General features: G+C 37.4%; 14 protein-coding genes. 4 read left to right on the top strand and 10 right to left on the bottom strand.

Annotated elements, in window-relative coordinates:
• Positions 1-21: 21 nt before the first annotated feature.
• From BMF77_RS01320 to mfd, 6 genes are all read right to left on the bottom strand, one after another.
• Positions 22-156: an alpha/beta hydrolase gene (locus tag BMF77_RS01320; protein WP_210422277.1), complete on the bottom strand. Its 135-nt coding sequence runs from the start codon at positions 154-156 to the stop codon at positions 22-24.
• Positions 157-182: 26 nt separating this feature from the next.
• On the bottom strand, positions 183-1475 hold the full coding sequence (locus tag BMF77_RS01325; protein WP_148760017.1) for an efflux RND transporter periplasmic adaptor subunit: 1293 nt from the start codon (positions 1473-1475) through the stop codon (positions 183-185).
• A gap of 323 nt (positions 1476-1798) precedes the next feature.
• Positions 1799-5632: a DUF2157 domain-containing protein gene (locus tag BMF77_RS01330; protein ID WP_148760019.1), complete on the bottom strand. Its 3834-nt coding sequence runs from the start codon at positions 5630-5632 to the stop codon at positions 1799-1801.
• 155 nt (positions 5633-5787) lie between these two features.
• Positions 5788-6363, bottom strand: coding sequence for a hypothetical protein (locus BMF77_RS01340; protein WP_148760021.1), 576 nt, complete (start codon positions 6361-6363; stop codon positions 5788-5790).
• Positions 6363-7754: an AAA family ATPase gene (locus BMF77_RS01345; protein WP_148760022.1), complete on the bottom strand. Its 1392-nt coding sequence runs from the start codon at positions 7752-7754 to the stop codon at positions 6363-6365. The genes BMF77_RS01340 and BMF77_RS01345 overlap by 1 nt, the downstream gene beginning before the upstream one ends.
• Positions 7755-7971: 217 nt before the next feature.
• The gene (gene mfd, locus BMF77_RS01350) at positions 7972-11493 is read right to left on the bottom strand and encodes a transcription-repair coupling factor (protein ID WP_148760024.1); all 3522 of its coding nucleotides are present in this window, start codon (positions 11491-11493) and stop codon (positions 7972-7974) included.
• A 280-nt stretch (positions 11494-11773) separates the two neighbouring features.
• Here mfd and BMF77_RS01355 point away from each other — a divergent pair, with 280 nt between their 5' ends.
• From BMF77_RS01355 to BMF77_RS01370, 4 genes are all read left to right on the top strand, one after another.
• Positions 11774-13084, top strand: a complete 1311-nt coding sequence (locus tag BMF77_RS01355) for a hemolysin family protein (RefSeq protein ID WP_148760026.1) — start codon at positions 11774-11776, stop codon at positions 13082-13084.
• Between the two features lie 85 nt (positions 13085-13169).
• On the top strand, positions 13170-13472 hold the full coding sequence (locus BMF77_RS01360) for a hypothetical protein (RefSeq protein WP_148760028.1): 303 nt from the start codon (positions 13170-13172) through the stop codon (positions 13470-13472).
• A 63-nt stretch (positions 13473-13535) separates the two neighbouring features.
• Positions 13536-14783 carry an AAA family ATPase gene (locus tag BMF77_RS01365; protein WP_148760030.1) on the top strand — a complete coding sequence of 416 codons (1248 nt, stop codon included), beginning with the start codon at positions 13536-13538 and terminating at the stop codon, positions 14781-14783.
• A gap of 14 nt (positions 14784-14797) precedes the next feature.
• A complete protein-coding gene (locus tag BMF77_RS01370) occupies positions 14798-15535 on the top strand; it encodes a hypothetical protein (protein WP_148760032.1) in 738 nt (245 codons plus the stop codon).
• A gap of 78 nt (positions 15536-15613) precedes the next feature.
• Here BMF77_RS01370 and BMF77_RS01375 read toward each other — a convergent pair whose 3' ends face one another.
• The 4 genes from BMF77_RS01375 to tatC form a co-directional block, all read right to left on the bottom strand.
• Entirely contained in the window at positions 15614-16603 is a 990-nt protein-coding gene (locus tag BMF77_RS01375; protein WP_015080105.1) for a PRC-barrel domain-containing protein, read from the bottom strand.
• A gap of 277 nt (positions 16604-16880) precedes the next feature.
• Complete coding sequence (locus BMF77_RS01380; RefSeq protein ID WP_148760034.1) at positions 16881-17195, bottom strand: ABC transporter substrate-binding protein; 315 nt, start codon at positions 17193-17195, stop codon at positions 16881-16883.
• 298 nt (positions 17196-17493) lie between these two features.
• Positions 17494-18531, bottom strand: a complete 1038-nt coding sequence (gene pdhA / locus BMF77_RS01385; protein WP_148760036.1) for a pyruvate dehydrogenase (acetyl-transferring) E1 component subunit alpha — start codon at positions 18529-18531, stop codon at positions 17494-17496.
• 228 nt (positions 18532-18759) lie between these two features.
• Positions 18760-19542 (bottom strand): twin-arginine translocase subunit TatC, encoded by a 783-nt coding sequence (gene tatC / locus BMF77_RS01390; RefSeq protein ID WP_148760038.1) that lies wholly within the window; start codon positions 19540-19542, stop codon positions 18760-18762.
• Positions 19543-20237 lie beyond the last annotated feature (695 nt).

Genomic DNA, 20237 nt, shown 5'->3' on the forward strand with positions numbered 1-20237 from the left:
ATAATAATCTGATTTGATAATTTATTGGTAATGGGTAATGGGTAATGGGTAATGGGTAATGGGTAATGGGTAATGGGTAATGGGTAATGGGTAATGGGTAATGGGTAATGGGTAATGGGTAATGGGTAATAGAGATAAGATTCTTTCTATTGACAACTGACAACTGACAACTGACAAATTAACTACTTTTCCGATAACATTGATAATTTAACAACTGCGCCATCTTTCAATGGTTTACTACTGCGAACAACATAACTTTCTCCTGGTTGTAAGCCTGATAAAATTTCTATTTTGCCGTTAGCGATTTTTCCTAAAGATACTGGACGTTCTTTAACTGTAGTTTTTTTATCTGTTTTTTCAACCACGAAAAGTGTAGAGTTAGTATTTTCTAATTGTGGTTTTTTGTCTTGACTACTAATTGCGGTTTCTGGGACAACTACACGCTGTTTTGTTTGGCTGTTAAAGCTAACTCTTGCTAATAGCCCACTACCAATTTTCCCCCCAATGTTGGGCATAACAATTTCTATGGGGATTAACCGGGCTGTGGTATCGGCGGTAGGAGAAATGCGGGATACTTTTCCAGTAAATTTTTCATCAGGAAAAGCATCTAATTTAATTTCTACAGATTGCCCAACTTGAATTTTTCCTAATTCTAATTCCGAAACTTGGGCGACGACTTTAACACGACTAAAATCGGCAACTTTTAAAACTTCGCTCCCAGGTTGTAATAAATTTCCTGGTTCTGTGACTTTTTCCGTGACTACACCGGTAATTGGAGAAATTAAGCGGGCATAGGAACGACGTTCTTCGGCTGCACTCACTGCTGCTTTTTGGGCAAATACTCGACCTTGGGCAGCGGCTACGGCTTGCTTTTCTGTACTAACTTGTGCAGTGGCAGCGCGGAGGGCTTGGGCGGCGGTTCTGGCTTTGGTTTGTGCCTGTTGGGCGTTTTGTTGGGCGATCGCCCCTTCTTTGTATAATTGTGTTAATCTCCGGGAATCTGCCTGTGCTTGGACTAATTCTAGTCGGGCTGTTTCCACTTGGGCGAGAGCATTACTTACTTGAGTCTGCGCTCTGGCTACTTCTGATTCAGTGGTGGCTAGTTGTGCTTCTGCTTGTTTTACTGCGGTGAGTAAGAGGGTATCGTCCAATTGACTGATGATTTTACCCCGTTGGACTGTATCACCAATATCTAAGTTTAAAGCGATGAGTCTGCCTTCGACTTGCGATCGCACAGAAACAATCCGAAAAGGGGCAGTATTACCAATATACTCTGGTTGGGGGCTGAAAGAATTAGTGCGAGCGAGCGCTACATCTACAGCAGTTTCTCGGCTCTCTCTTTGGGGTCTTTGGGATTGTGCTTCCGCTGATTCTTTTGGCAATGAACCACAACTGGCTGTTAATAGTGCTATTCCTAACATTGATGGCGTAAATATACGTCGTGCTAGAACTAACATTCTTCTATCCAAAATCATTAATTTTGCTCCTATTCAGATTTTTAGAGTTAATTGTGATTTGTTGATCACAGATAAATTTTTACTAAGTATGTTTTGAACATAGATGTATATATTTTCTTACTCTTTGGAAGTATAAACTTAGTATAAAGATTTTTCATAAATTTGCACGTTACTAAAGTCATGCTTTATGCCATATTCTCAAGAAAAGAACAAAAAAAGAGATTCTTCAACCCACATTCTACGCGCACTGGGTATTGATCCAATTGATTAAATGTGCGTTTTCTAAAATTGTTGTAGAGATGTTTCATGGAACGTCTCTACTTTTTTCACCAGATGTCTAATCAATCCCAATTGGCAAATTCATCACTAATATTGCGAAGTAGGGCAGTGATTTGAGTGCGTCGGGTTTCAAAGTTAGCAGCAATGTAAATTAACAAAATACCAACTAATAAACCAACAATCCATTTTAAGAAAGAATAACTCAGACTGAAAATTACTAATTGGTAAATGCTAGTAATTAAAAAAGTACCTGTACCAACATAAAGAAAAGCGCGGACTTTTAAACCTAAGCCAGCGAAAATAGTAATCAGACTAAAAACACCAGGGATAAAAGGCAGATTTTGATAAAACAAAATTGTCCAACCGCAAATTAAACCACTTCCTAACATTCGCAAACTGTGACGGAGAGGTTTGGTTGTTGATAATTTTAGTTGTTCATCTATTTGGGCAATATATAGTAAAGATAAACCAATTGGTATAACGTACCAAAGAGAATCTCTGAAGTTTAAATCATTAAACCAAGTAAATAATGCCCAATCAATTAATATTAAACTGATATATGTAAACCGGATTTGTGTGGCAGCGTTAGCTAAAAAGACGTAGTAAGCAGCAACGATAATTAAAGTAATAGGATAGGTTGTTAGTCCCGTTGTTCCTACAATAATTAATGGGAGAATGTATGCTGTGCGTTGCCAAGGCGTTTTTGACCAACCTAATCTTTGCCAAGGTAGGATATATAGGAAGTAGGCAAATAGGCAGGATATCGCCCCATTCCAAGGTAGTAATTGCTCAAATATTAATCTCCCTATTGGTAAATTTTGTAAATAAATACCAATAATTCCTACTTCTATTAAACCTAAATAAACCCAGATTTCTTGATTTGTTTCTTGGGAATTTTCTTTTCCTTGCCAAATCGCATAGCGAACTAAAAATAATCCTGTTCCTAATACGATAGACGAGTTAATTTGGATAGGTAAAGTCATAGCAAAAAGGAATAAAATACTACTCCAAACCCAATGAAGATGGGCAATATTTTTTAATTCTTGAGAATTTAAACCCAGATAACTAATCAGCCAGGGTGTGAGGATACGGTAAGCATACATGATGCTAGTACCAAGGGCTGACATGGCAATTAAACCATCACCTAAAGCCTCTCCTTTAGATAGGGACATTTGATAAAATAGGAGTTCGTAGGCGGAAATTGATAGGCCGATAATACCAAAATAAAGGAGGGGTTTAAATGCTTCCCGTCGTCTTCCTACTCCAATGAGAATTAAGGCTACACCCAGGGAACAAAAACCTGTAAAATTGGCAAAGGTATTTAATCGTAAAATGATGCTAAATGCACCATAAATAAGGGGGAGAATATGAAAACTATTGGGTAATGTTTGTAATTGATGTTTGCGTCGCCACCATTCACCAAATAGCTGAGTTGTTAAACCGAGAATGATGTTTGCTATGGCGATTCTAATGATTGAATGTTCGCCAAATCCTAATATTTCGGCTGTTAATAATTCTAAACACCAACCAATTCCATAAAATGCTGCTTCTTTAGATTGTCCCCAACTGCGATAGACAATTGCCCCTAAAATTATGGCTGTGGTGATAATATAGAAATATTCGGTTTTGATAGTTCCTTGATAAATTAAGCTGGAGTGCAAAGTTAGGGCTGATAGTTCTATTGTACATAATGCGATCGCCCATTTATCACTTGCGGCTGCATAAATTATTGCCAATTCTGTACCTTTGCGTAAAAGTACACCACGCCATAGCCATAAACTCAGTATTGTTAATGCAGTAACGACAAACCAACCTGATATTTTTAATTGGATTAAACCAAATACACCTTCACCTAATAATGCAGTCAAGAAACTTAATCCAAAACCAATGATTATTCCTGCATATATTTGGTTTCTTAAATAGCGAGTATGGACTAACATTACCGCTATACCCACACCCAAACCGATTAATCTTATTCCTGGTAATGGTAAAGTTAATAATTGAGAAATCCCTACAGCGAAGACACTTAAAAACCTGTTAGTGGTGCGATTTGGTTCAGTGTTACGAATAGCTAAACCTGTTAATGCTAAAGGTGTAATTAACCAAATTATGCCTAAAGAGTTTTGATTTTGCCAATTACCAGCCCAATAATTTTGAGCATTTACCCATAATAGAGAAAAACTGATTGCAGCTAATACTAAACCAATATACCATGCACTCCGTCGCGTTATGCCTTCACCAAGACTAAATCCCCATTCAGCTATCATGATAGCTAATAAGATACCAGCCCAAATTTCTTGATTTAAACTTGGTAAAAACCAATTAATGCTAGAAATTAGCGTCAATACTCCCATACCATGAGTTAAGTATATCAAGGGAGGAGAAAAAGCTGCACGACGTTGAATAAATGTGGCTAGAGTAATAGTAGATAATAAAAAATTAGCCGTTCTTAATGTCGGATTTACTAAGCTAATTATTGTTAAACAAATCCCTAAAAATAAAGTTAGATATTCTCCAAAATCTGCCAATTCTTGATTTTCTTGATCATGTAATTTATCTGTTAACCATAACATTAATATGATGTAGGGAAATAAAGCAATACTCAATAATACCCAAGGGTGATTTTGAGAATTAGTTAAATGGGTAGCGGTGCTAATTAGTAATGTTTTTAATTCATTAGGAATTAATCTCCAACCTAGCCAAATTGTCTGTAAACCAATTAAGAAAATAGCTAAAAAATCTCTTTGTAAATTATATCTTTGTAACCGACGACTAAAAACCCACAAACTTAAAATGCTGACTATTATAGCTTGGACTGGTTCTGTTATGACTGAAACTAACCAACCTAATAAAAGTAAACTTCTTCCTAATTTTTCCCAAAGGATAGAAGGATTTGTAGAAGAATTTCTTTCTGATAACCAAATTACTAAACCACCGCAAATCCCAATTGCTAAACCTAATTGAGTAATATTAACTCCAGCTATAAAAATAGCCCTTGTCAGTAAAGTTAATAAAGCGTAAATCAGGAAAGTAAAATATAAACTAATTCCCCATTGTGGAGTTTCTGTATTTGTATTTTCTTGGGGTTGGTTTAATTGATTGTAAACAGTAATAGTAGTTGTTCCTATCATTGCTAAATAAACAGCAATTAGGGGAAAATTTGATAACTTCCAACCCCAATGTAAATAACTCAACCCGATAATATTGATTAAAGGTAATTTACCACTGGGAAAATTAGTAATAATATTCCTGTTTTGACAAAGTTGATTAGTAATAAATGTGAGCGTCAGAGATGCAATTCCCATCACAACTAAGTTTAATGGATTTTGCCACAAACTAAAGCTATCCATTGCCCAAAAGTTGATAGGCACTAATAACAATGTGACTATTAATAATGTCTGTGCAGTTAACCTTAAATTGCTTTGTTTACCCGCCCAAAATGTAAATCCACAAAAACTCAAAGTATACGCAAATAAAACCCCATACTGTCCAACTGCGGGGAATCTTTCCCACTGACTTGCAGCGAGAACTCCGGAAGAAAGCACTACTAAAAATACACCCAAAAACAGCAACCACCGCACACTTAATTCTTCACCAAAAGATTGCAGCATCGAATTAACAAAACTGGGTTTCGTAGGTGGTTTTGTTATGGGTGGTAAAGTTGCAATTAACGGTCTTTTTGCTGCTGTAGGAGGTCTATAAATTACTTCTGGTTCAGATTCAGTCTCAGGGGTAAATACTACGGTACAAATGAGATATTGACGGGCTATTTGTTTAACTTGATCATCAGATATTAAACCGAGATTTAATAAGTCATCTAATCCTAATAATAAGTGAGGATGATTCGATGGTATTTTAATGGGAATTTTCTGCGATGCTTCAAAAGGTGATGTCATAATCTGCAACCCTGTAAGTATATATAAAAATCTTCTATTTCAATGATTACTAAAATATATCACTCACATTAATACTCACATCAGGAAAAGCCAAGATTGATAAATTTTGATTTTTCACCAATTAAGTTTATTTCACTACATAGATATAACTACCATTATTTTTGGCAATGTACTAAATGTTTAAATTCAAAAGATTTGCCTGATCTATGGAGTATTTTTAATTTTGAAGCCAAATTTTGATTGGGGTAAATTCTATTAACATCAAAACGTGTATTTGTTTTTTGCGTGATGTTTTTGATGCTTATAAAGCGACAATCGTAATCTTTAAGAAAATTTGGATGATCCCAAAATGACTTACCAATTTCTCGACAATAAGCGATAAAACACTGCGCCCCTTGAAGTTGTGCAATAATATCTTTCATTTCTCCTCCTTTTCCCGCCTTCATTTCAATACAGAGAATTACCTTTTTCTTGCCAGTATCGGCAATGATAATAAAGTCTGCACGTTTACGCTCACCTCTATTTCCCTTAAAAATTGTATCAAGTGACTTAAATTCCTCTGGATTGATAATTATGACATTATCATCATCCGGCATCCCACGAATAGTTACATAGTAATTGGGGGGTTTAGGCTCTCTGAGTATGACCTTATTCCGTCTGTCAAGATCATTTTCTAACGATACTGTAGCGGTTTCCTGAATCATTTCTTTGAGGATAGCAATATCAGACATTACTCCTCACTCCAAACAATTGCTTCCTGAATCCGATTCATCGTTTCGATTGTTATATCAAAACTTCTAGCTTCAATACCCAATTCTGGGTTTATATCGGCGGGTGTAAGAGTTTGACATTTAGTTTTTCTGGTGTTTCCCTCTAGTTTCATATCTGTTTCTTCTGCAATATAAACTTTTATTTTTTCAGCAGCAATCAGTTCTTCTGGCCGATAACCTTCTTGTGCGGCAATTCGCTGGAGATGGGGTTTATCATGATTAAGCATGATTAGAGTATTCAGTTCTTTAACGATGTAATCGCTGTGGGTAGTGATAAAAACCTTAATACCCACGTTAACCAGTCGAGCAAAAAGTCTGGCTACTCGGCGTTGATTTTCAGGGTGTAGATTTAATTCTGGTTCATCTACCATCAATAAATCACCATGTTCAGCTTCGTGTTTCAGATAAAAGCCAATGTCTAATAAAGAACGCACGGCACTAGAACTTTCATCCATAGAAAGCTTAACTTTTTTACCCTTAGGTACATAATAAAGCTCATCGTTGCGGGTGACAGTATACTCACCACCAATAATATCAGTAAAATCAGCTAATAGATCAGGATATTCATCGGTAATGAAACTATTTTTTTTAACAATGGTTTCAAGTTTACGAGTAAAATCCACATTCGTTTTTATCGGTAGAGCATAATCATCATACTCTTTAAGTAAAAGTTCCATTGTATTAATATTTTCGTCAGCTTGACCCATTTCTTCTAGTAAACGATTTTTGGCAAAATTCAATTCTTTGCGAAAAATGGCCGCACCAGTTCGTTCAGCACTAGCAATAAAAGGACGAGGAAAAAACTGAGCAAAAATAATATCTTTTATAGCATTAGCAATTAGAAACTTAATGAATTCATGCGGTATTTTTACCTTATCTTTTTCAACAAGAAGAGTCACAACTAATTCTGTACTTTCTTCACTTTTAGTGATTGAGAAAATTTCTGCATTAGCTGATCCCATTTTCCGATCAAATTTGTTTTTTAATTTAATATCTTCAGTTTTTATTTCTAAACTGATGTTAAATTCTGTATTTTTAAATCTGTCAATTGGTGCTGCAAAAATTTTCGGTAATTCCTGGGTATATCTCTCACAGGCTTTAATTATAATCTGCTCAGATTTTTTAACATATTCTTGGATATCAATACGAATTACACCGTCAGCAAGAAGTTCCTCAATTTTATCATCGTTGATTTGAATTGAAAGCATTCTTTGCCAAGTATATAAAAAGCCAAATAAAGCATAAGTTGCGTAGGTTTTCCCGGTATTATTACCACCACAAATGATCGTCAAGTCACCAAGAGTAAATTCTGCTTCTCGTAAAGTACCAAGATGTTTAACTTTAATTTTCATATCCGTATTCCTCTAACTATCAGTCATTGACTCGTGCTATCACTCACTAATTATATTATCTCAGATTATGCCTTCCTTTTTCGGGATTTTATTGTAGGTTGAGTTGACGGATATTACCCAATATTAATTAATATTTTTGTTGGGTTGCGCTGTCGCTTAACCCAACCTACATTTTGAGTATATATCTTTTTTGTTAGGTGGCAATTACCCAACAAAATTAAATTCCAGTAGTTTCCGAAATTGCTCCTTGCATTTTCACAAAAGTATCTATTAAAGTCTGCAATTGTTGGTCTGCTTTAAATACTCCTAAACCTCTTGCTGTTACCTTCCCAGGAGAATAAACAAACCTTGCTTTCATGGTGGGAGTTAGGTTCTCTGCTAACAGATTCCAAGCTGGTTCTTCCATTGGTGTTTCTAAAACAATGTGCTGTTTATTCTCTGGTTTAATGCGGCTAAATCCGAGATTTTTGGCTAATTGTTTTAATTCCATAACTCGTAATAACTGACTAGCTGGAACTGGAATAGTCCCATATCTATCAGTCCATTCAGCAGCAATTTGTTTGAGTTCATATTTTGATTTTACTGTAGCTACAGCCCGATAAGCACTCATTTTTTGATCAAGGTCAGTAATGTAAGTTGCCGGAATAAATGCGGTGAGATTAAGGTCAACTTGGGTGTCTTCAACTTTGGGTATTTCTTGACCTCTAATTTCTCGAATTGCTTCTTCTAACATTTCCATGTATAAGTCAAAGCCAATCACATCCATTTGGCCAGATTGTTCTGCACCTAGCAAATTTCCCACACCGCGAATTTCCATATCTCGCATTGCTAATTGATATCCAGAACCAAGTTGAGTAAATTCTTGAATTGCTCTTAATCTTTGTCTGGCTGCATCGGATAATTCTCTTTGTTTGGGGTAAAATAACCATGCGTGGGCTTGAATTCCTGCCCGTCCTACCCGTCCCCGTAATTGATATAATTGAGATAACCCAAAACGGTGAGCATCTTCAATTAAAATTGTGTTAACTCGCGGAATATCTAAACCAGATTCAATAATTGTGGTACAAACAAGAATATCAGCGTCATTATTGCCAAAAGTCAGCATAGTTGATTCTAACTCGCTTTCGTCCATTTGACCATGAGCGATCGCAAATCTGCCTCCAGGAACCATTTCCCGCAATTTTGTCGTGGTTTCTTCAATTCCGTCTACTCGCGGAACTACATAAAATACTTGTCCACCTCGATCTAATTCTTGTCGAATTGCACTTCTAATAACATCGGAGTTGAGCGGTGAAAGATGGGTTTGAATTGGTCTTCTGGTGGGAGGTGGTGTGGTAATTAAACTCATTTCCCGAATTCCCGACAATGACATATATAAGGTTCTGGGAATGGGAGTTGCAGAAAGAGTTAAAACATCAACTTGAGTTTTTAAGCTTTTGATTTTTTCCTTTTGATTAACTCCAAATCTTTGTTCTTCGTCAATTACTAAAAGTCCTAGATCTTTAAATTGGACACTTTTACCTAATAATTGATGCGTCCCCACAACTATATCTAATTCTCCCGTAGCCAGTCGTTTTTGAATATTCCGTTTTTCTTCCGCACTGCGAAACCGATTCAGTAAACCCACATTTATAGGATAAGGGGCAAAACGTTCTTTAATTGTGTGATAATGTTGTTGAGTTAAAATTGTTGTTGGGGCTAAAAGTGCAACTTGCTTTCCTGCGGTAACAGCTTTAAAAATCGCCCGAATTGCTACTTCTGTTTTCCCAAAACCCACATCTCCACATACTAACCTATCCATCGGTCTTTCGCTTTCCATATCCCGTTTCACATCTTGTACCGCTTTGAGTTGATCTGTGGTAGGTTGGTAAGGGAAAGAATCTTCCATTTCTTCTTGCCAAGGCATATCATGAGGATAGGAAAAACCTTGTTGTTGAGAACGGGCTGCATACAATTTTAATAAATCTACCGCTAATTTCTTAATGGCTTTGCGAACTTTACTCTTCGTATTTTCCCAAGCTTTTCCGCTCATTTTATGTAATTCTGGGGCTTGATCTCCACCAGTGCGGAAACGAGATAAAGAACCAACTTGGTCAGCCGCAACTCTTAACAAACCATCTGCATATTGAACAACTAAATAATCACGGGTTTCATCATTAATTGTCAGACTTTCTAATTTGACAAATTTACCAATTCCATGACTACGATGAACTACATAATCTCCCTGACGTAATTTGTTAGGATCAACTTGTTTAGATGTCGCTTGACGACGTTTGCGGACATAGCCAAAATTAGCTAAGGAATGTTGTCCATAAAATTCTCTATCGGTGACAATAACCAACCGATAAGAAGGTAAAATACAACCTTCTAATTCTGCTAAACCGGAATATTTAAGGGCAATTGGAATATGATTAATTTGCAGTTTATCAATAGCTTGATAATCACGAGGATTGGGAATAAACTGCGCGGGACAATCATGTTCTTGCAGAAGAGAAACAGAACGGGAAGGTTGAGCCGAAAGTATCCAAACTGCAAAATTGCGCTCCCGTTCTTTTCTAATTGTTTCCCCTAATTTTGCAAATTGATGAGGTGTAACAGGTAAAGGTCTACTAGCTAAATTCAGTCCACTATTTTCTTCTGATAATTCCGATAAATATAACTTCCTAAAATTGCCAATTTCCGCTATACACTCATCAAAATTTCGATGAATTTTCGGTAATGCAACTGACAACTGTACCGGCGAAGCATTTGGAAGATAAATTATCGGTGGTTGCAAAAAATGGTCTTCTAAATGTTTCGCCCCTACTGACCACTGACTATTAGCATTTTCCACCCAGCGATCGCTATGAGCATAACATTGTTCTAGTTCATCAATGGCAACAAGAGTATTTTCAGATAAATAATCTAATAATGAAGCTGGTTTTGCAAAAGCCAACCCCAAAAACCGCCGACTTCCTTCTAATGTTCCTAACTCTGAAGAAATTCCCTGGAACGTCTCTACATTTGGTAGATCTTTCAGTGCATCTGAAATAATAGGTGCAAAACTTGTCGGGGTGAGAGTAATTTTTTCCACCTTATCCAAAGCAGAACGTTGGGTAGAGGGGTCAAATTCTCGAATTTGTTCAATTTCGTCGCCAAACCATTCCAAGCGCACAGGCAACTCCGAGGACACCGGAAACACATCCACAATATCCCCCCGTCTACTCCATTGTCCCTCAGTTTCCACCAGAGGAACTCGTTCATATCCCAAAAGAGTGATTTTTTCCCCAAACCCATCTAAATCAAATTCCATCCCTTTTTCTAAGGTTACACAAAATGATTTAAACGCTTCCGGAGGTGGCAAATGTGGCTGTAATGCCCCCACAGTGGCAATTATGGCAGTTTTTTGCTTTTGCAACTGACCATTCACCAAATCCGCTAAAACCTGCATTTGACCCCAACTTAACTCATTTTCAGGGTCAAAAGGTTCATAGGGAGAAGCTTCAGACGTTGGGTAAAAATGCACAGTTTTCCAGCCCATTGCTTCCATTTGGGCGAAAACCCGGCCAGCTTCCTCTAGGGTGGCACAGACGACGCACAAATCCTGATCTTCATAGTTTGCTAATGCTGAAGCTACCAGTCCCTTAGGTAGTCGAGAAATCCCATTTAACCGCAATTCCCGTTGTTTGTTGAGTTTGGTAATTAGTTCGGCGGTAAGAGGCGATCGCGCCAAAGCACGCACAATAGAAGAAAAGGCCATATATTTCAAATATCTTACGCTAAAAAAGGAAGTCGCTGCTGATGTCAAAATCTAAAAGCAGTTTATATTAGCTATTTTAAAAGTTTTAATCGCACTCTAGAGGATGATTCCCAAAGAATCAAGCTTAACTACTAATAGATAGAAGAAATATAGCTACTACTTTGTGTATAGTCAAATTATTCAGAGAATTACCTAAAATAATGGATACTAATAAAATGTCTAAATAAACTGGATTTCTCATCTCTGTATACTTTTACTCTTTATACCAGCAATTTTAAAAATGTCTTCCTTCACGTTTGAAATTTTAACGATTTTGGTGCTAATTTTTGCTAATGGTGTATTTTCCATGTCGGAAATGGCCGTAGTCTCAGCCCGGAAAGTTAGACTACAGCAGTTAGCCAATCAAGGAGATATCAACGCAAGGGCTGCATTAAAACTCGCAGAATCTCCCAACCATTTTTTATCTATTGTCCAAGTAGGGATTACACTCATTAATATCCTTAATGGTGTCTTCGGTGGTGCTACCATTGCCAAAAGACTGGAAGAGTATGTGAAATTAGTCCCAGTTTTAGCGAATTATAGCAATGCGATCGCCTTCGGGGTAGTGGTATTACTAATTACCTATTTTTCCCTGATTGTCGGTGAACTCGTCCCCAAACGTCTGGCTTTAAATAACCCTGAAAAAATCGCGGCTTTAGTAGCTATCCCCATGGGGACTTTAGCAAAAATAGCTTCACCTATAGTTAAAATTTTGAGTGCTTCTACGGATTTAGTATTGCGAATTTTGGGAATTACCCCCTCTGCTGAACCCCAGGTTACAGAGGAAGAAATTAAAATTCTCATAGAACAAGGAACAGAAGCGGGGACATTTGAAGAAGCCGAACAGGACATGGTAGAGAGAGTTTTCCGGTTAGGCGATCGCGCCGTCACCTCTTTTATGACACCCCGTCCTGATATAGTTTGGTTAGACTTAGACGACTCTCCTGAAGAAAATCGCCACAAAATGGTGGAAAACGGCTATTCTCGCTATCCAATTTGTCAAGAAGGATTAGATAACGTCCTGGGAATTATTCCTGTCACCGACTTATTAGCGAGAAGTTTACGGAATGAACCCTTTGACTTAACACTAGGATTACGTCAACCCGTATTTGTCCCGGAAAGCACCCGCGGTTTAAAAGTTTTAGAATTATTCAAACAAACCGTTACACACATGGCTTTAGTTGTAGATGAATATGGCGTAATTCAAGGCTTAGTCACTCTTAACGACATTATGAGTGAAATCGTCGGTGATGTTCCCGCAGAACCAGGACAAGAAGAACCCCAAGCTGTACAACGGGAAGATGGTTCTTGGTTAGTAGATGGAATGTTAGGAATAGAAGAGTTTTTAGAACTATTTGATCTGGAAGAATTAGAAACTGAAGAAAGAGGAAATTATCAAACATTAGGCGGTTTTGTGATCACCCATTTAGGACGGATTCCCGCAGCCGCTGATCATTTTGAATGGGATAATATGCGGTTTGAAGTTATGGATATGGACGGAAATCGGGTTGATAAGGTATTAGTTGTACCCAAAGGAATGGGGAATGGGTAATAATTACAATTCTTTAAGCAAAAATGGCAAAATCTGTAGTTAGATTCTAGCTATAATTTATGTAACCTTAATGCCGTTGATGTTTATGAACTTTCCTCTACAAATACAACGAAAGATAGAAAAATTAGCAAGCAGTCAGGGAATCTCAACGGAACAGTTTATTTTGCAAGCAGTTGCAGAAAAAATTGATGCTTTGACTCAGCAAATGGCTGAAGGAAATACGGAAATAAACTTACAAACAACTAATATAGTTCCTTCTAACCAAGCAAATGTATATCGAAAAGAGGGGATTTTGGTTGTAGATGCGGAATTATCAGAAAACTTTGGTTTTAATAAGTTTATAGATGAGTTGAGGGAAGAAGAAGCATCTAATCTTTCTCTCCTTTAGCAGCTAAATAGTTGTATTATTTACAGCAGTAATGTAAAATTTAAGTTGTTACCAGAAAAAATTATGTTTACGCAAGTTACACTTAAAAACTTTAAAACCCATAAGCTAACTACTATAGACCTTCATCCAGTCACCTTATTGATTGGTAATAATAATTCAGGTAAGTCTAATTTTCTAGAGGGCATACAACACTTCTGTCGGCTTGTAAAAGGAGGCCTTCCTAGAAATCCAAACAAACCAGTTAATCTCTACAGTGACTTATATGCTTATCGTTATAGACTAGCTACTGATAGATCAATGGGATTTACTATACATTGGCATAACTCCAATGGAAGTATTATTTATGAAATAGAATTGCATGAATATAGAAATTTTGAAAACCTTGTTAGTTGCAACTGCAATGAGAAAATCATAATTAGACTAGATAGTAATAATGAGGAAATAATTACAAGTGGAGATGATTATCCAAGCAATTTAATGGCTTTACAGAAAAAAATTGTAAATGACACATCTTTGCCAACAAGAGAAAAACAATTATGTAAAGACTTTTTTTTGGACTTTGTGAATACATATAGTTATCACTTCCAACCTGCTTTTCTTAAAGGTTTATTTGAAGATGATAAAATTCGTGATATTGATGAAATAGAAAAAAATGATTTCAATAAAATTCCTTGTGAATTAGGTAATACAGGTAGTGGTTTGCAAGCAGTAATTAAATATATTAAAGAAAAAGAAGAACGAACTTTCACAAGATTTATAGCCTTAATGAGACGATTTGAAAATAACTTTCAAGGTGTTCGTTATAATTATGATATTTCCAAACTATTTTGGCTGTTTGATTTTGGAAGAACAGGAATTGTAGAAGAATTTTTACCAGATTCTGTTTCAGATGGATTCATGAAAGCAGCAGCTATTAGTCTTCTCGCTTCTCTTTATAGACCCCCAACTCTGATTCTTTTAGAAGAGATTGAAAATGGTGTAAATCCTGGTAATATTCAAGAACTGATGCGTTGGATTTGGCAAATGACATCTCCAACTTCAGAAGGTTTCATATCTCAGTTTATCATTACTTCCCATAGTCCATCTGTTTTACGTGAGTTCCATAATCATTTAGATCATGTTTATACAGTTCGCTTAGAAAAACGTAATAGAACTAGTGATGTCAGAAATCTAAATACATCCCTGGAAACCCTTGTAGGTATAGGTACTGTAGAAGGTGATATAGTAGATGATGAAACTACAGGTAAAAAGATAGTTGAGATACCAAAGTATCAATTAGCAGAACTTTGGTATTCAGGAACAATTGGGTAATCAGGTAAAATATAATGCTAGAGAGAAATATAGCAATTGTTGGAGATGGTGCTACTGACAGGGCAATTTTTAGAAAAATCTCTGAGTGTATTTTATCTGACGGGGATCAAAATCATGTGACTCTTAATTATATTGAGTTAAGTCGGCAAAACATTCATGATGCTGTAGAAAGATATTGTAAAGAGGTAAATAAAATTAATAGTGGTTGCTATCTAACAGGTGAACAAGCTTCACAATTCAAAAAATCAGTGACAAACACTCTTTATACAGCCTTTACAGAGTTTGAAAAGGAAGTAGGACCAATTTGTAACCGAGATATTTTATTGCTCACTGCTGATACTGAACAGACGCTTTCCGCTCCTGATGACTACTTTAAAGACTGGAGATTCAGCATATCTAAGATATTAGTAGGAAGTATAGAAGAATTTTATCGAGCTAAGGCAAGAGACGGTTATACACACGAACATTTACCTGTAGTAGTTCCAGTCGTCACGTTTCCCTCAACTGAAATATTTATAGCTGCTGCTAAAATAGACCCCAAAAAATTAATTAAGGATGCTTATGGGAAGAAACCAGGAGAATTAAAAACTTTACTTTATGGTACTAAAGAACTTAAAACTCTTAGTGATGAAGACTTTAATAAAAAAGCACTAGATTTTATCAACACAGAAAGTATAGGCAGAATCTTTCAGAATGTACCTGAATCTCGTACTTTTATTCAAACTTTATCTCTTGGTAAATATTGCATCTAAATTAATATTCAACTAAAATTTCCCTACTCAAAAAAAAATAACCCCCTCTACTATAAGTATGAGGGGGGTTTACAAAACTTAATATCCGCCTTCTTCTTCGTATTCCACCTGTCGTTCCTTGACCTTTTTGGGAATATTCACAGGCTTTGGTGCATCATCCCAAGCATCAGTTTCGAGATCATCATCATAGTCATCATACTGATCTGCGTAGGTCTTTTTAGCAGGCTTGGCTGCGGTTCTGGGTGCTTCCTGATAACTATCTCTGACTGTTTCGTCACTCCAGTTATCTTCTTCATCTTCATCATACTGAATTGACTCGTAGGAACGGGCTTTCATGACTTGCCGCTGGGGTCTTTCTTCCTCTACGTAGTCTTCTGTCCATTCCTCCTCCTGGGCTATAGGTTCAGGAATGCGAACTTTTGGCCGGGGTGCTTGGAGGGGTACACCGCTAGGTAATTGATTGCTGGGGGCAACTGTGCGGGGGGGCGTATAGCCAAATTCCTCTTCTGCATCTCGTTCCCAAGGGGCTTTACCAATTCCCAGCCGTTCTAAAACGCCTACGGTTAATTGGTTTACTCTTTCTTCAGCACCTTCAAACACAATTAAGCGACTCGGACCAGTGCTGACAACTTCATCTATGGACAGTTCATAGGTACTCAAAAACTGGTCAGGAATTTGCGGTAATCCCAAGGAGGCAATGACTATGGAGTATATTTTACCCGTTTCGCCATTAAATTTAAAGCCTCTCACCTTGCCTAAGACTTCACCTGTTTCGGTGATGACTTCCCAGTTCATCAGGTTACTGAGAATCTCTACTTCCACATCTTCGATGACATCCTCGTTATCAACTAAGATAACATCACCGATTTGGTTAATGGTGTTGAGATACATATTGCGAGGCAAACTAGAAATAGAGATGAGGCTGTCTCGCAGACTAAGTGCCACAACCTCTCTTTGATCAATATCAACCCAGATTTGACTCACGATACCTAACCGCTTACCGTTGTCGCGGGTGATTACCTGAGTGTTTAATATATCTGAACGTCTAACTATTTGTTCTGAAGTCATTCTATAGTTCTTCCTGTTCGCGTAGCGTGCCGTAGGCAATCTCGAATCCGGTTTATGTATATCACTATTTTTAACAGAAATTTGTCAGTTGTCAGTTGTCATTGGTAAGATGAATTTCTCTGGCCTTTCTTCCTCATTGTAAGTTGTCGTGCCAACAAATTCCACCATGATAATTTGATCTCAAACCTTCAAAAAATTTAAACTCAAATCCCTACCATACCTAGTTTATAGTCTTTGACTGTTCATAGCAGCATTGTCACATTTCCACCATTTCGACCTATTGTGGATCAATTAGGACAAATTCATACTTGGCTGTAGTGGATCTTACTTGCACCAATCTGGGACGAGTATAGCGATCGCCAGAAGGTAAGAATTTCACCACCTCTCCTGCTCCCTTTGTCGAAAAGTCTGGATTGCGGAGTGTTGCTTGTAGTTCGCTCCGTGTGCTGGCTTTTTCTAATCCCTGAATAATTGCCCGAGTCGCATCGTAAGCAGTCGCCGTCCGCCAGTTAACTTGACCACCCCAAAGCTTGGTTGCTTGTTTGGTAAAAACACTAGCCTTTTGCATTTGAGGATGCCAGACAACAGGCATTGTTAACCCATTAACATATCCTATACAACTATAACCCTTAATAAATTTGATGAGTATAAGCTTTATTACATCTAACTTGCATATTTTTGAATTGGGAAAAAAGCATAGCGTTGGCGATCGCTATATTGAAGCATAAAAATCAAAAATTATATCGCTCAAGCTCCTTCTCTCTGCCCCTGGAGCGTGTTAGCGAAGCGGGGCGAAGCCCGACAAATTCATCTCTTTAATCACCAACGCTATTTATTTTGTAATATTCCCTGATTACCCATTACCTATCACCCATTACCCATGACCCAATCTAAACGTCTTCGGCAAAAATGAAGCGATATAATTCGCTAGGATCTGGTTCAGGGCTGCTTTGGGCAAATTTAACCGCGTCCTCAATTACAGCCTGAATTTTCTTTTCAATATCTTTGAGTTCTGCTTCTGTAGCTAGATTTTGTTCCAGCAAATAACCCGCTAACTTTTTAATGGGGTCACGAGCAAACCAAAATTCTTTTTCTTCTTTGCTTCGCATTTCGTCTGGGTCAGCCAGGGAATGACCCCGGAAGCGATAGGTCAGAGCTTCAATTAAAGTTGGACCTTCTCCTGCACGGGCGCGGGCTACGGCTTCCTGAGCCACCTGACGCACTGCTAGAACATCCATACCGTCAACTTCCACACCCACCATGTTAAACACACTGGCTTTTTTGTATATCTCTGGTTGAGAAGTTGCCCGTTCGTGAGACATACCAATTGCCCACTTATTATTTTCGACCACAAAGAGAATTGGCAATTTCCATAAAGCTGCCATATTCAATGTTTCAAAAAATTGACCGTTGTTAGCAGCACCGTCACCAAAGAAGCAAGCGGTTACTTGGTCAGCGTTTTTGTCTCCCAGAACTTCCCGACGGTATTTAGATTGAAAAGCAGCACCAGCAGCCACGGGAATACCTTCGGCTACGAAAGCATAACCACCTAATAGGCGATGTTCAGCCGAAAACATATGCATAGAACCACCGCGCCCTTTACTGCAACCTGTGGCTTTACCAAATAATTCTGCCATGACTTCTCGTGCGGGAACTCCGGCGCTTAAAGCATGAACGTGGTCACGGTAGGTGCTGGAAACGAAATCTTCACCGGGGCGCATTGCACCTTTGACAATGCCGCTACAAACTGCTTCTTGTCCGTTGTATAGGTGGACAAAACCAAACATTTTTCCTCTATAGTACATTTCGGCACATTTATCTTCAAATAAACGTCCTAATGTCATATCTTCGTATAAGCCCAATCCTTCTTCTTTGGTGATTTGGACTGTGGCAGTATTAAATGTGGGTAACGTGCGCTCTTGAGCCATGCTGGTGAAGTATCCCTATTGTAAAAGTTAAAGTTAAGTTGGTTTTAGATAACGTTAGCTATAAATTAGCCAGCGTTGACAAAACTAATTTATCAAGCCTCATTTTATAGGATAGCAATGAGGATAACTGGCTTTCTGCATAGCGATTAACAATTAAGTAAATTACTGGTTAGGAAATAACGAACAACGAACAACGAACAACTGACCACTGACCACTGACAAGTTGAATTATTTGCCAATGATTTTGACTAGTCCAATCCCCCCAAAGTATAGTCCTAAAACCGCACCAGCTAAAAGACTTTGGGTCAGAGGATCGGTAGAAGGTGTCAGCACTGCTCCCAAAATTACTGCTGTCATAATTACATAACGCCAACCTTTTAACATGATTTGTGAGGAAACAATTCCCAAGGTAGCGAGCAAAATTTGAATAACTGGAACTTGAAATGCTAGTCCTGTGGTGAATAACAATAACAGCACAAAATCAAAATACTTATCAATTGACCAAAGTTGCTCAACAACATCAGCACCATAATTAATGAAGAATTGTAAAGCAGCGGGAATGAGTGCAATGTCAGCAAAAATTAAGCCGCATACAAATAATACGCTTGAGCCTAGCACCACAGGGATGACTAAACGCCGTTCCCGCACGGTGAGGCCAGGAAGTACAAACTGGATAATTTGATAAAGAATGAAGGGAGTAGCCAGGATTAAACCACCGTAAGCAGCAACTTTCATGGAGACAAAGAAAAATTCTCCCGGAGCTAATTGCAGAAATTTAACGCCGTGAGCAGGAACTTCTAGTAGCTGTACTAGGGGTTTGACGAAAATAAAACAACCGATAATACCCACTACTACCACTATGAGGGCATAGAAAATTCTTTGCCGCAACTCCTCCAGGTGGTCAAATATGGACATTTCCACTTCACCTGGTAATTCATCTAGCGGGTTAATAGATGGTTCTGGGTCTAAGCCGGGGGAATTTATGGTATCTACGTCTTGTGAAGAGGTCATGAGTAGGAAAAGTGGGAAACATTTGTTAGGCAATCTTCGTTCACTATTTTATAGGGAATCCGCTCGAAAACTTTTGAAGTTGTAAATAATTCACGAAAATAGCCGTATTTATTTTTGGTAGCATTTCTATTTTTATTTTTATTTTTACATTTGGACTTTGATTTTACGTCTGTATTAATTAGCACAAAATAGATTTTGTGCATTTCTAAATTATTACTACTTGATACATAAGTATTAATTGCAGATTTTATATCCTTTTATGCAGTATTTCCTAGCTGTATAGCTTGTTAAATCTGGTTTTTTTATGCTTTAAAAAAAATACTCTAAATTTACGATTAAATACAAATGTACTTTAAATTACGTTCTGTTCTATGTTGACGGATAATATTTATATTTGTTTCTGGTCAAAAAAAGATTTTTTTATCCGGGATTTTCCCATAGTAAATGTATACGTATCAAGCACGTTATCTTGTGGTTAAATTAACTCTGCCAGGGGGGTAAGAGTGGATTTGGCCATCACAGATATAACTTTAATCTGTGAATCAATGAAAACAATAACTTGTTTATCTCAGTCTGGGATCAATCAAAGATGTAGTTGGGTAAAACCAAGTATAAATCTTGATTTATTTCTATACTGACTAGACAAGGATATACTAATGCGCTTTAAGGTTGCATTCTTTGTAGTGTCTTATTTG

Source organism: Dolichospermum sp. UHCC 0315A (assembly GCF_008121535.1).
Lineage (GTDB): Bacteria > Cyanobacteriota > Cyanobacteriia > Cyanobacteriales > Nostocaceae > Dolichospermum > Dolichospermum lemmermannii.

Excerpts from the sequence above, each read along its gene's own strand:
- BMF77_RS01325 (WP_148760017.1), bottom strand. The coding sequence starts at position 1,475 with ATGATTTTGGATAGAAGAATGTTAGTTCTAGCACGACGTATATTTACG.
- BMF77_RS01330 (WP_148760019.1), bottom strand. The coding sequence starts at position 5,632 with ATGACATCACCTTTTGAAGCATCGCAGAAAATTCCCATTAAAATACCA.
- BMF77_RS01340 (WP_148760021.1), bottom strand. The coding sequence starts at position 6,363 with ATGTCTGATATTGCTATCCTCAAAGAAATGATTCAGGAAACCGCTACA.
- BMF77_RS01345 (WP_148760022.1), bottom strand. The coding sequence starts at position 7,754 with ATGAAAATTAAAGTTAAACATCTTGGTACTTTACGAGAAGCAGAATTT.
- mfd (WP_148760024.1), bottom strand. The coding sequence starts at position 11,493 with ATGGCCTTTTCTTCTATTGTGCGTGCTTTGGCGCGATCGCCTCTTACC.
- BMF77_RS01355 (WP_148760026.1), top strand. The coding sequence starts at position 11,774 with ATGTCTTCCTTCACGTTTGAAATTTTAACGATTTTGGTGCTAATTTTT.
- BMF77_RS01360 (WP_148760028.1), top strand. The coding sequence starts at position 13,170 with ATGAACTTTCCTCTACAAATACAACGAAAGATAGAAAAATTAGCAAGC.
- BMF77_RS01365 (WP_148760030.1), top strand. The coding sequence starts at position 13,536 with ATGTTTACGCAAGTTACACTTAAAAACTTTAAAACCCATAAGCTAACT.
- BMF77_RS01370 (WP_148760032.1), top strand. The coding sequence starts at position 14,798 with ATGCTAGAGAGAAATATAGCAATTGTTGGAGATGGTGCTACTGACAGG.
- BMF77_RS01375 (WP_015080105.1), bottom strand. The coding sequence starts at position 16,603 with ATGACTTCAGAACAAATAGTTAGACGTTCAGATATATTAAACACTCAG.
- BMF77_RS01380 (WP_148760034.1), bottom strand. The coding sequence starts at position 17,195 with ATGCCTGTTGTCTGGCATCCTCAAATGCAAAAGGCTAGTGTTTTTACC.
- pdhA (WP_148760036.1), bottom strand. The coding sequence starts at position 18,531 with ATGGCTCAAGAGCGCACGTTACCCACATTTAATACTGCCACAGTCCAA.
- tatC (WP_148760038.1), bottom strand. The coding sequence starts at position 19,542 with ATGACCTCTTCACAAGACGTAGATACCATAAATTCCCCCGGCTTAGAC.